Raw genomic sequence first — 12,945 nt, 5'->3', positions numbered from 1 at the left:
AATTCTTTCAATGGATATTTCAATAATCATAGTCAATTACAACGTAAGGGATCTTCTTGATAATTGTATATCCTCTATCTATAAAGCTGCCTCCGATAAATACAAAATTGAAATTTTTGTTGTAGATAATAACTCAATTGATAAAAGCGCAGAACTTGTAAAAAAAAAATATCCTGATGCAATTGTAATAGAGAACGAAAAGAACATCGGCTTCTCTAAAGCAAACAATATTGCTCTTAAACAGGCATCAGGAAAATATATTTTAATTCTTAATCCCGATACAGTTCTTGAAGAATCTACATTTGATAAAATGATAGATTTCCTTAATAAAAATCCTGGTACGGGAGCAGTCACATCCAAATTAATTCTTACTAACGGGAAATTAGATTCTGCATGCCGCAGAAGTTTTCCTGTGCCTTCTGTTGCTATTCCAAGAATGCTTGGGCTCTCAAAACTTTTCCCGAAAAGCAAAGCATTTGGTAAATACAATCTCACTTATTTAGACGATGATAAAACTTACGAAGTAGATGCAATCTGCGGAGCATTTATGTTTATTCCTAAAAAAGTTCTGGATGAAGTAGGATATTTCGATGAAGATTATTTTATGTACGGTGAAGATCTGGATTTGTGTTATCGGATCAAAAAAGCAGGATACAGGATTTTTTATTATCCCGAGGTAACTACAATTCATTTCAAGGGGGAAAGTACCAAAAAAACAAATCTCTCCTATGTAAATAATTTTTACGGAGCAATGAGTATCTTCGTTCGTAAAAATTTTACAGGATACTCCCGTATTCTTTCAGGAATATTACAGCTTGGTATTTTTTACCGCTCAGGAATTTCATACTTAACCAGAATTTTATCTTTTCTTGCTCTTCCTGTTATTGATGCTGTATTCTTATTTGTAGCTGCTATTATTTCTGTTAAACTGCGCTTCAATATTTTTCCTAACCAGCAGTACTTCTTTATTATTTCAGTCTATGTATTGATTTGGCTTTTTCTTCTGACCATTCAAGGAATTTATTTAAAGAAAAATGTTTATTCTTTTACGAAAACTTTTTATGCAATCATAATCGGTTTTTTCGTTAATTCATCCATCACATATTTCTTCAAAGAGTACGCGTTTTCAAGAGAAGTAATTTTAACATCTACAATCTTAAGTGTAGCGGGTTTGCTCGGTTGGAGACTGGTAGGAAGATTGGTTGGTTTTTTTAAATCTAAAAATATTTTGCTTAGTAAAGTAAATCTTCTCATTGTTTCAGATTCCAGATTACAATCCGATATTGAAGATAACCTGATTTCGAAATATAATGTGATTTATTATTCGGATTTATCAGTAAAAAACACAGTAGATGAATTAGAAGAAATAATACAGATTAAAAATATTGATGAAGTAATATTTTCAGGAACAAATTTCTCAAATCTGGAAATTCTGAATCTTATGTGGTCTTTCAGAAACAGAAATGTAAAGTTTAAAATTGTACCGTCGGATAAAGAACTTATATTATCCAAATTAAATCTGAACGCCCTTGATAATCTGGCTTTAATAGAAATTGAATATAATATTAACAATAAATTGAATATATTTTTAAAGAGATTGTTTGATATTATTTTATCCGTAATACTGTTATTCACGGTTTATCCTGTTCTTCTTATTTTAAAATATATTTTGAAAATTAGACTTTCAAAATATGTTTCAAAATTATTGCTTCTGCCTCAGGTCTTTACGGGGAAATATTCATTTGTAGGAAATCCTATCTGGATGAACTACCATACTAAAGATTATGTCGGTAAAAAAGGATTAACTGGACTTGTTCAGTTAAATTACTATGAAAATATTTCAGGTGAAGAGCTTTTGAATTACAATCTGTTTTACGCAAAGAATCAATCTATATCTCTGGATGTTGAAATACTTTTAAAAACATTCTTTTCTATTTTTAAGAATTAATAAAATTAAAATATATGCCTGCAAATACCATGCTTGAGTTTGAACGTCCCATTGTTGAAATGGAGCAGAAAATAGATGAACTTCGCAAAATGTCGGATACACTTGATTTATCCGTTGAAATAAGCAAGCTTGAAGTCAGATTGAAAGAAGCCAGAAAAAAAATATTCAGTTCTCTTACACCTTGGCAGATTGTTCAGCTTGCCCGCCATCCTGAACGACCTTATACTTTAGATTATATTTATCTGATGACTGATAATTTTGTAGAGCTTCACGGTGACAGACACTTCGGTGATGATAATGCTGTGGTAGGCGGATTTGCTTCTCTAAATGATCAGACTGTAATGATAATCGGACAGCAAAAAGGTCGTGATACAAAATCAAATCTTTACAGAAATTTCGGAATGCCGAACCCCGAAGGCTACAGAAAAGCATTACGATTAATGAAGCTTGCAGAAAAATTTAATAAACCGGTCATTACTTTAATTGATACTCCCGGCGCATTCCCCGGAATAGAAGCAGAAGAAAGAGGACAGGCAGAAGCTATTGCAAGAAATATTTTTGAAATGGCAAAGCTGCAGGTACCGATTATTGTTGTAATTATAGGTGAAGGTGCATCAGGCGGTGCTTTGGGAATGGGAGTTGGTGACAGAGTTCTTATGCTTCAATATTGCTGGTACTCAGTAATTTCCCCTGAGTCATGCTCGCAGATTTTATGGCGCAGCTGGGATTTTAAAGAGCAGGCAGCGGAATCATTAAAGCTCACATCGCAGGATATGCTTGATTTAAAAATTATTGATAGAATAATTGAAGAACCTGAAGGCGGGGCACATCGAGACCACAACCAGGCAGCGCAGATTTTAAAAACTGCTTTGCTTGAAGAGATTGAGCAGGTATCTAAAATTAAAAAAGATAAGCTGCTTGATAACAGGGTGAAGAAGTTTGGTGATATGGGATTTTTTAAAGATTAAATAGATTGCTAAGAAATTTTCACTTCATTTAGACCTGACAGGTTTTTAATCCTGTCAGGTCTTTTGTTTATTAGGATTACTTTCTTTCAAGTTAAATTGAAGTTAAAGCCGGAACACTTCTAAATTTTTGATTCAACTTCTTAAGAGATTTTGATTTCATCAACCTGACAGGATTAAAAACCTGTCAGGTCTTTAAAACTGCTTTTTAAAAATTTAATTCCACATCGCCCGCTCCTCGTTACGAAAGTTTTCATGTCAAGCTCCTTTTGAAAAAATTCCCCTATTACTACAGATAAGGTAACATAGTTTCACATTAAAATTTATTATTACTATTTTAGATAAGTTTTGTTTTCAAAATTGAAAATATGAATTCTTTAAATTCATATAAAAATTTCTAAAAGTTCAAATTTGTATTTTCAATAGTTTAACATAGAATTTACGAGGGGGCGTAAGTTTCGCTATGTGTTTTTTCAATAAAATAGTGCCTCCATTTTTATAACGCATTCTACCGGTTACGAAGCTCCTGCTTCGTAACGGAATACAAAAATGGACATAATTTTTAACTTATATCACATCGTTAAAATTATTAGTTTTCAAATATGTCAGATTCCAATTCAAAATTTATTGTTCAGGGTGGGAATCCTCTGCACGGTAATATAAAAGTAAGCGGTTCCAAAAACGCAGCTCCGAAGTTAATGGTAGCTTCGATGCTCTCCGATAAACCTACTGTTTTACATAATTCTCCGAATAAGATAAGTGATCTAAGTATAAATAAAACTATCGTTGAAAACTTAGGCGCAAAAATTTCTATTCACGAAGACACTTTAAAAATTCACACTGAAAAATTTACAACAAGTTTAATTCCTAAAGATTTAGGAAATCTTACACGCATAGCAGTTCTTATGGCGGGACCATTGCTTAACAGAACGGGCAAAGCGGAAATACCAATTCCCGGCGGCTGTAAAATCGGCGCTCGCCCTGTCAATTTTCATATCGATGCTCTTGAAAAGCTCGGAGCAAAAGTAGATATAAAAGATGACTATTATTATTTAACGACTGACGGATTAAAAGGCGCTAACATACATTTAGATTATCCGAGTGTCGGTGCAACAGAGAACGTTATCATTGCAAGTACTCTTGCAAAGGGCAGAACAATTTTAACAAATGCTGCAGTCGAACCTGAAATAATTGACCTCATTAAATTTCTTCAGAAGATGGGTGCAATTATTGAACTCAGCACTGACAGGAGAATTACTATTGAAGGTGTCGATAGACTTGAAGGCGCAGTGCACACAGTTATTCCTGATAGAAATCAGGTTGCATCTTTTGCATCTGCCGGACTTGCATCCAAAGGAGATATCTTTATAGAGAATGCAATACAGGAAGATATAATTACATTCCTCAATAACGTTAGACGCATAGGCGGAAAGTTTGAAGTGAAAGATAACGGAGTAAGATTTTTTTATGACGGACCGTTCAAATCAATTGCTCTGGAAACAAACGTCCATCCCGGCTTCATGACTGACTGGCAGCAGCCGTTTGTAATTCTCATGACTCAGGCAACGGGTATTTCAATTGTTCACGAAACGGTTTATGAGCAGCGGTTCGGATATGTTCACGAGCTTAAAAAAATGGGTGCCGATATTGAATTGTTCAATCAATGTCTCGGCGGAACACCATGCAGATTTTCAACATCAAATTATTTACACAGCGCAGTAATAAAGGGACCAACTCCATTGCATGGAGCAAACATTAATGTTCCTGATTTACGCGCAGGATTTTCGTATCTCGTAGCGGCAATTATTGCAAAGGGTGAATCTATTATCAACGGAGCCGTATATATAGACAGGGGATATGAAAATATTGATTTAAAATTAAAATCTATAGGGGCAGATATTAAAAGGGTTTAGTTGTATTTATTTATTAATGTTAATATTCAAAACTCATGAACAACCAGCAAAAAATAGACGACTTAAAAAAGAAACGTGCCGAAGCAATGCTTGGCGGCGGACAGAAAAGAATTGACCAGCAGCATAAAAGAGGGAAGCTAACTGCACGCGAACGCATTGATTTATTACTGGATAAAGATTCCTTTGAAGAGACTGATATGTTTATAAAACATCAATCCTACGATTTTGAACTTCAGGAGCAAAGATATTTCACTGACGGAGTTATTACAGGTACAGGTACAATTGACGGAAGACTTGTATGTGTTTTCTCTCAGGACTTTACAATCCTCGGTGGTTCACTTTCAGAATATTATGCAAAAAAGATCTGCAAGATAATGGACTTTGCTATGAAAATGGGTGCTCCTATTATCGGTATTAACGATAGCGGCGGCGCGCGTATTCAAGAAGGTGTTATATCTCTCGGCGGATATGCTGATATATTTTTACGCAATACTTTATCAAGCGGAGTTGTTCCGCAGATTTCTGCCATAGTAGGTCCTTGCGCAGGCGGCGCAGTTTACTCTCCTGCTATAACGGATTTTGTTTACATGGTAGATAAAATCTCATATATGTTTGTTACAGGTCCTAATGTAGTTAAGACTGTTACCAATGAAGATGTTACATTTGATGAACTTGGCGGCGCAGCAACGCATGCTGTGAAATCAGGTGTAAGTCATTTTACCTGTGAAAATGAAGTTGAATGTTTCCAAAGCATAAGAAAACTTATCTCTTATATTCCGTCTAACAATATGGATAACGCTCCGGTTTATAATTATGACGGACCGATAGATAACGAAATTCCGGAGCTGAATACTTTCTTGCCTGATAACGTTAACAAGCCATATGATATGAAAGAGCTGATTGAAAAAGTCGTGGATGAGGACAGCTTCTATGAAGTACATAAAGAATATGCTGAAAATATTATAGTCGGTTTTGCAAGAATCGGAGGACGTTCAATTGGTGTTGTTGCTAACCAGCCATTGGTTTTAGCAGGTGTGCTTGATTTGAACTCGTCTATTAAAGGCGCAAGATTTGTCCGCTTCTGCGATGCATTTAATATTCCTCTTCTTGTATTTGAAGATGTACCGGGATTTTTACCCGGCACTGACCAGGAATGGAGAGGTGTTATCCGCCACGGTGCAAAATTGCTTTATGCATTCTGCGAAGCAACGGTACCAAAGCTTACAGTTATTGTCCGAAAGGCATACGGCGGGGCTTATGACGTTATGAACTCAAAGCACGTTCGCGGTGATATCAACTTAGCATGGCCGACAGCAGAGATTGCAGTAATGGGTGCAAAAGGCGCTGCTGAAATTATTTTTAAAAAAGAAATAGATGCGGCTTCAGATAAAGTAAAAGCTTTAGATGAAAAAGTCGCCGAGTACACGGAAAAATTTGCTAATCCTTACCTTGCTGCTGAAAGAGGATTTGTTGACGATATAATTGAACCTAAAGATACCCGTAAAAAACTTATAAAATACTTCAAAATCGCTGAAAATAAGGTAGATTCTAATCCTAAGAAGAAACACGGAAATATTCCGCTGTAATTTTATATTAAAATATTTTTAGTTTTTTAATCTAATGCCCAAACCCCTGTTTGGGCATTTTAGCTTGCGAAACAAGGGTTTCGCAAGGAGAAGTCTGATTTAAAAATATATTGTAACAAATGGAATTCTCTTCCGTTTAATTAAATATATTTTTCATTTCTAGTAAACCTTTTTCCTTTATGCTGCATCTTACTAATAAACTCGGTGATGCAGCATTTTAATTTACACCGCGTCTTTGGCAAATATCACAGATAATATTTCCGATACAGAATTAATAAACGAATGCAAGCAGGGCAGTACGACAGCATTCAAAACATTATACGATAAATATTCAGGGCGTATTTATTCTTTAGCTCTGCGTATGTGCGGAAGTAATGATATTGCAGATGATCTGACGCAGGATGTATTTATAAAGGTGTGGGAAAGCATCAGTTCTTTTAAAGGTGACTCGGCTTTTTATTCTTGGCTTCACAGGATATGCATTAACTGCTTTCTGATGAAGCTTCGCACGGATAAAAACTACGAGAAAAAAATTGGTGAAAGCTTTAATAATTCATTAATGATTGCTTACACAAATGATGACTTCTCGCTTGATATGGAGAAAGCCATTCAGAAGCTTCCCTCACAGGCAAAACTGATTTTTATTTTATTTGAAATAGAAGGTTACAAACACAAAGAAATCTCGCAAATGCTTAATATAGAAGAAGGGACATCAAAAGCCCACTTACATAAAGCAAGAAAAATTTTAAGGGAGGAATTAGTAAAATGAACTGCTCTCAGGTTCAGGAATATTTCGACGAATTCTATAGCAATGAATTAAATCCGGAAACTAAAAATTTGGTTCAGAAGCATTTAGACGATTGCAAAGAATGCGCATCGGAATACTCCGCTTTTGTTCTTTTAAAAGAAAAAGCAAAATCTCTGAGAAAAGAAATTTTGCCGCCTAAACAAATTTTTGCAAATATCGAAAACGAGATAAAAATGAAAAACGATATTAAAATAACGCCTCTCTCAAACAATATTCTCACAATAGATTTTCACGAGGACAAAAAAGAAGTTTTAAAAACACAGCCTGCCGGTTTCATGGGAAGAAACTGGTACTGGTTCGCTTCCGCTGCTGTAATTTTACTGATAGTTTCTATTTCAATAGCAAAGTTTTCATCAAAGAGTGTTTATTCAGTAGAAGAAATGTCTAACTGGAAACTTGTCAGCTTAAAGGGCGGAGCATTTGTAAATGGTGTGAAGTCAGATGTAGTTAATGTAGGCGACTGGATTCAGACAGACTCGGTATCATCCGTAATTCTCAAAATTGCAAACGTAGGTGATGTAAGCATTGAGCCGAATACAAAAGTAAGATTTATTCAATCCGATAATAATATTAGCAGAATAGAAGTCGTTTACGGAACAGTAAATACTTCCACATCACAGGCAGATAAGTTTGTACTTCAGTCAAGCAATATGAAAGTGCAGGATAAGGGCGGTTCGTATTCATTCAAAGTTGATGATAAAGGAAACGGAGTTATATATGTAAATAACGGAATTGCAAATGTTGAGTCCGGAAATAAATCATCAGTGGTAACTGACGGAAAATTCTGTCTGTATAAACCTGAGTACGGAGTAGGTATTCCATTCAGAAAAGATTCAAAGCCGGAATTTCAAAATGCACTTTTCAATTATGATTTCAATAACGGAGGTACACCTTCAGTTTATTATGCAATTGCCAATGCAATGCCCGAGGATTATTCTTCGCTGTTAAATCTTATTCCAAGAGTAGATGATAAGACAAAATATTTAGTTTATAATAAACTCAGCAAACTTGCTCCACAGGCAATACCTACAATAAATATTGACAGCCTTGATGAATATGACGATGAAGATATAGAAAATTCTCTTAAAGATATGAAGGAGAATATGCACAATAAATTAAAAGTTGAATTGAATTTCAATAAAGATGAACTCGCTAAAGAAATGGAAGAGTTATCAAGAGATCTTGCTGAAATGAAAATTAACATTAAAATTGATGGCAAGAAAATGGCAGAGGATATAAAAAGAGAAATGCAGAACCTTAAAATTGAGCTTGCAGATATGCATGACTATATGCCCGATACCAATGAAATGAAAATTTATATGAAAGAATTCAACAGCGAAGAATTCAAGAAAGATATGGAGAAAATGAAAATCGAGCTCAAGGAAAATTTAGGCAAGATGGATGAAGAGATGAAAAAGAGTGCTGAAGAATGGAAGAAAGATGCAGAGGAATGGAAAAAGCACGGTGAAGAATGGAAGAAAGAAGCGGAGGAATGGAAAAAAGAATTTTCGCCGGATAAGTTCAATTTTAATTTCAACTTTGATTCATTACATATCAACATTGAAGGATTAGAAGATTTAGAACAGCTGAAAGAGCTTGAAAATTTTAACGATATGAAAATAGATACAGCAAACGGCAAGCATAAATTCTATTTTAAGTTTGATGATAAAAAGCATAAGAAGGATAAAAAAGATAAGAAAAAAGATGATACGGAAGATAACGATGATGATAGCTCGGAAGAAATTTAATTTTTTTTAAAGTTACGGTTTAAATAAACGAAGTCCGTTACAAATTGTGACGGACTTTTTATTTAAGTATAGAAATCATGCCAAATCAACCTGCAATATTCCTTCACTGACTATTTTGTCAAACATTTTAATTAAAAGTATTAAAAGTGTCATAAATTCACACATTCATTTGGTATGGTAATTGACTGAATATATATAGCATGTTGTATTAAAAGCATCAATTATGAAGACATATCTACACAAGTATTCAGGTTTTAATATGTTGTTTTCTTCACTTAAAATAGCCTTCCATTAAATTCAAATAATAGGTAATTTATGTACGAGATTAAAAACTCTTATTATAATTTGAAATCTACACGTTCTACAACATTAGATACAGAAAAAGATGATTATTCTGATAATTCCGAAAATGAATTAGATGAATTTTCCGAAGCTGACCAAAGCAATACATTATCCAAAGAAGACTTAGAAAAGTTACGGGAAGAATTTAATAAAGAGGCTATGCCTCATATGAAACTTCTTCATAACTATGCTTACAGAATGACAAATAATCAGCTTGACGCAGATGATTTGGTGCAGGAGACATACTTACGCGCATTCAGATTTTTTCATAAGTTCGAACGCGGAACTAATTGTAAAGCATGGCTGTTTAGAATCATGAAGAATTTATATATCAACAACTACCGCAAAGCTCAGAAGGAGCCGGGTAAAGTTGATTATGAAGAAGTCGAAAACTTTTTTGACAGTATACGTTCTGAGAAAATTGATTCCAATGATTTACAGCAAAAAGTTTTTTCGAACTTATTAGACGATGAATTGTTAACAGCATTAAACTCATTACAAGATGACTTTAAAACTGTTGTGATACTGTGTGACCTTGAAGGTTTGAGCTATGAAGAAATTGCGGAATTCTTAAATTGCCCGGTAGGCACTGTAAGAAGCCGCCTTCACAGAGGAAGAAAATTATTGCAGATGAAACTTGCAGATTATGCGCGCAACAAAGGATATGATGTAGATAATAATTTGATGTAATTTTGATTTTTATTATTACAGTAGTTCCATTACACCAGAGCAGGCTATACTTATAAAATATACATTCAATTTTTAAAAAAATTTTTAAAATCAAATTCAAATTATTATTTGAACTAAATTTTACTTAATGGCTACATTTACTGAGCAGCAACTTGAGCTCCTGACTGACTATGTGGGAAATCGTCTTTCAGGGGAAGAGTTAAATCAGGTAGAGAGTCTAATAAACTCTAACCCTGATTACCGAGCGCGTTACATATTAGAAAAATCAACTGTAGAGCTTTTTTCAGCGAGATTGAAAAATATCGAAACGCCTTTATACGTTTATCAGAATATCAACAAGGGAATCGATGAGTATATCTCATCGTCAAAATCTGCTGCGCAGAATCCTTCGTTAACCCCGCAATTCAACATTCCACAGGTATCAATCCAAAGCAAAATAAATTTATCTTCTCCTTCGAGAAAATATTATTATGCAGCAGGAAGTCTGGCAGTGTTAGTCGTTATATTTTTTATGTATACCTATTACATAAATAATGCAATCCCCAAAGATAAAGATTTTATAGAAGTCTCCAGAGGAATTTTTGATAAAGTAGATGCAGGAGAAATAAAACTTCAGTATGCTACAAATAATCCTGCAGAGCTTGCAGCTTTCTTCAAAGATAAAGTTGACTTCAATGTTTTTATTCCTGACATCAAAGATGCAGAATTGGTCGGAGGTGTATTTAATGAAATCAACGGGCAAAAACTTGTACATTTTGTTCACAAGTGCGGTAACAAATTGATCTATACTATGGAAGGATGCATGACTGATGTAATGAAGGATGACAAATTAATTTTAAGAGGCCACCATAAGGAAGATATTGTCAAAGGACAAAACTGGACACCTTGTTCACCGATAGGGGACGACAATATTGTTGTGTGGTACAGAGACGGAGTTGTATGTTCTTCAGTTTCTAAAATCGCACCCCAGCAGATTGCTTCGGTGTTAACCAGTTACAAAAAATAAATTATTATATAAAAATGAAAAAAAATATTTTAATCGCTTTAGCATTAGTATTCACAATAGCTCTCTCTTCCTGCGGAAAGAAAGACGGAAACACCACATCTGAGAACACAACAACTCCAAAAACAAATACCGAAACGAAAACAAATACAAGCAATGATACTAAAACCTCCGGTGAAAAATTCTTTAAAGTAGCTTCAGTAACAGGTTCTTCTGCGAAGAACGTTGCTCCTGATTTTACATGGACTGAAAACGGAAAAAAAATGTCAATGTCAGATTTAAAAGGAAACGTTGTACTTGTTAACTTATGGGCTACATGGTGCGGACCTTGCAAAAAAGAAATTCCTGACTTATCAAAAATTTCTCAGGATATGAAAGATAAAAATGTAAAGATAATCGGTGTTAATGTTTTCCAGAATCCAAAATCACCGGCACTCGGTGATTTCTTAACATCTTATCCGATTCCATACACAATTTTAGATGCTAACGATGATTTCGTAAAAGCATTCTCTGATGCTACTAAGAGCGAAGTTGAAGCAGTTCCTACAACATTTGTTGTTGATAAAAAAGGAAACATTGTTGAAACAATAGTAGGAGCAAGAGATGAAGCATCTTTTACTTCTACAATAAAGAAATATCTGAATTAATATTTTGATTTTAATGAGCCGGTGATTGATTTTAATACCGGCTTTTTTATTATTTAGCCCCGAATAGTTGAACAATATATCCAATCTCGCAATCCTGGGTTCCACAGGATCAATCGGCTGCAATACACTCAAGGTCGTAAAAAATCTCAATAAAAATAATTATCCCGTAAAGGTTAAATATCTTTCAACAAACTCTCAAATTGATTTACTTGCTGAGCAGGTAAAAGAATTCTCACCCGATGCAGTTGTAATTTCCAATGAAAATAAAGCAAAAGAGTTTAAAGAAAAATTTTCATTCAATAAACTGGATGTGCTCTCAGGTACGGACGGTCTAAATGAAATATCAAAGCGTGATGATTACGATACACTTGTGTGCGCGCTAGTAGGATTTTCAGGTCTTGCTCCTGTTATCAATGCAATTAAATCAAAAAAGAAAATTGCATTAGCAAATAAAGAAACTCTTGTAGTTGCAGGCAGTATAGTAAATCAGTTATTAAAAGAATATAAAACCGATTTGCTGCCGATTGACAGCGAGCACTCAGCAATCCTTCAATGCCTTATCGGAGAAAAAGATAATGCGATTGAAAAAATAATTTTAACAGCTTCCGGCGGACCATTCAGAACAAAGTCCTACGAAGAAATGCAAAAGGCAACTATAGAAGATGCACTTAACCATCCTAACTGGAAGATGGGAGCAAAGATTACAATTGACTCAGCTACTATGATGAATAAAGGTCTGGAAGTTATTGAAGCTAAGTGGCTGTTTGATATTCCTTATGATAAAATTAAAGTTGTCATTCATCCCCAGTCTATAATTCACTCGATGGTTGAGTTTGAGGATTCTTCCATAAAAGCACAGATGGGAATTCCTGATATGAAAATTCCTATTCAGTTTGCGTTAACATATCCAAAGAGAGTTAAAGCAGATTTTCCTAAGCTGGATTTCAGAAATTACCCTTCACTTACATTTGAGGAACCTGATTTCAAAAAATTTGACTGCCTTCAGATAGCATTTGATGTTTTAAATTCAGGGGAAACATATCCTGTAGTAATGAACGCTGCCAATGAAGTGGCAATAGATTATTTCCTGAAGGGAAAAATTGGTTTTACGGATATACCTTCGCACATCCGCAGATGTCTTGACGGACATGAACCAATAGATAATTTTACTTTAGATGATATCTTCGAAATAGATGCAAAAACAAGACTTAATATACCATTAAGCCGGTAGGACTTTTCAATATCATTTGTGGTTTAAATTATGTAATTTTCAAATTGTTTTATTTGTTTTTATT

The 12,945-nt window shown here is 34.4% G+C and carries 10 protein-coding genes; all 10 read left to right on the top strand.

Annotated features, from left to right (window positions below):
- Nucleotides 1-10: 10 nt before the first annotated feature.
- Entirely contained in the window at nucleotides 11-1,948 is a 1,938-nt protein-coding gene (locus JST55_03175) for a glycosyltransferase (GenBank protein MBS1492484.1), read from the top strand.
- Between the two features lie 14 nt (nucleotides 1,949-1,962).
- Nucleotides 1,963-2,916 (top strand): acetyl-CoA carboxylase carboxyltransferase subunit alpha, encoded by a 954-nt coding sequence (locus tag JST55_03170; protein MBS1492483.1) that lies wholly within the window; start codon nucleotides 1,963-1,965, stop codon nucleotides 2,914-2,916.
- A gap of 599 nt (nucleotides 2,917-3,515) precedes the next feature.
- Entirely contained in the window at nucleotides 3,516-4,826 is a 1,311-nt protein-coding gene (gene murA / locus JST55_03165; GenBank protein MBS1492482.1) for a UDP-N-acetylglucosamine 1-carboxyvinyltransferase, read from the top strand.
- 35 nt (nucleotides 4,827-4,861) lie between these two features.
- On the top strand, nucleotides 4,862-6,412 hold the full coding sequence (locus tag JST55_03160; GenBank protein MBS1492481.1) for an acyl-CoA carboxylase subunit beta: 1,551 nt from the start codon (nucleotides 4,862-4,864) through the stop codon (nucleotides 6,410-6,412).
- A 235-nt stretch (nucleotides 6,413-6,647) separates the two neighbouring features.
- Nucleotides 6,648-7,181 (top strand): RNA polymerase sigma factor, encoded by a 534-nt coding sequence (locus tag JST55_03155; GenBank protein ID MBS1492480.1) that lies wholly within the window; start codon nucleotides 6,648-6,650, stop codon nucleotides 7,179-7,181.
- Entirely contained in the window at nucleotides 7,178-8,968 is a 1,791-nt protein-coding gene (locus JST55_03150) for a zf-HC2 domain-containing protein (protein MBS1492479.1), read from the top strand. Before JST55_03155 ends, JST55_03150 begins: the two co-directional genes overlap by 4 nt.
- 315 nt (nucleotides 8,969-9,283) lie before the next feature.
- Nucleotides 9,284-10,000 (top strand): sigma-70 family RNA polymerase sigma factor, encoded by a 717-nt coding sequence (locus JST55_03145; GenBank protein MBS1492478.1) that lies wholly within the window; start codon nucleotides 9,284-9,286, stop codon nucleotides 9,998-10,000.
- A 127-nt stretch (nucleotides 10,001-10,127) separates the two neighbouring features.
- Nucleotides 10,128-11,006: a hypothetical protein gene (locus JST55_03140; protein ID MBS1492477.1), complete on the top strand. Its 879-nt coding sequence runs from the start codon at nucleotides 10,128-10,130 to the stop codon at nucleotides 11,004-11,006.
- A 14-nt stretch (nucleotides 11,007-11,020) separates the two neighbouring features.
- Complete coding sequence (locus tag JST55_03135; protein MBS1492476.1) at nucleotides 11,021-11,650, top strand: TlpA family protein disulfide reductase; 630 nt, start codon at nucleotides 11,021-11,023, stop codon at nucleotides 11,648-11,650.
- A 76-nt stretch (nucleotides 11,651-11,726) separates the two neighbouring features.
- Nucleotides 11,727-12,881 (top strand): 1-deoxy-D-xylulose-5-phosphate reductoisomerase, encoded by a 1,155-nt coding sequence (locus tag JST55_03130; protein ID MBS1492475.1) that lies wholly within the window; start codon nucleotides 11,727-11,729, stop codon nucleotides 12,879-12,881.
- Nucleotides 12,882-12,945 lie beyond the last annotated feature (64 nt).

Source organism: Bacteroidota bacterium (assembly GCA_018266835.1).
In the GTDB taxonomy this organism is placed as follows: domain Bacteria; phylum Bacteroidota; class Ignavibacteria; order Tepidaquicellales; family Tepidaquicellaceae; genus JAFDZO01.
Note: the sequence above shows the minus strand (reverse complement) of the source record. Positions and strands in the feature narration are given on the sequence as shown.

Bases quoted from the DNA above. Each gene is read 5' to 3' on its own strand.
- JST55_03160 (MBS1492481.1), top strand. From the start codon at position 4,862: ATGAACAACCAGCAAAAAATAGACGACTTAAAAAAGAAACGTGCCGAA.
- JST55_03175 (MBS1492484.1), top strand. From the start codon at position 11: ATGGATATTTCAATAATCATAGTCAATTACAACGTAAGGGATCTTCTT.
- murA (MBS1492482.1), top strand. From the start codon at position 3,516: ATGTCAGATTCCAATTCAAAATTTATTGTTCAGGGTGGGAATCCTCTG.
- JST55_03140 (MBS1492477.1), top strand. From the start codon at position 10,128: ATGGCTACATTTACTGAGCAGCAACTTGAGCTCCTGACTGACTATGTG.
- JST55_03150 (MBS1492479.1), top strand. From the start codon at position 7,178: ATGAACTGCTCTCAGGTTCAGGAATATTTCGACGAATTCTATAGCAAT.
- JST55_03170 (MBS1492483.1), top strand. From the start codon at position 1,963: ATGCCTGCAAATACCATGCTTGAGTTTGAACGTCCCATTGTTGAAATG.
- JST55_03135 (MBS1492476.1), top strand. From the start codon at position 11,021: ATGAAAAAAAATATTTTAATCGCTTTAGCATTAGTATTCACAATAGCT.
- JST55_03145 (MBS1492478.1), top strand. From the start codon at position 9,284: ATGTACGAGATTAAAAACTCTTATTATAATTTGAAATCTACACGTTCT.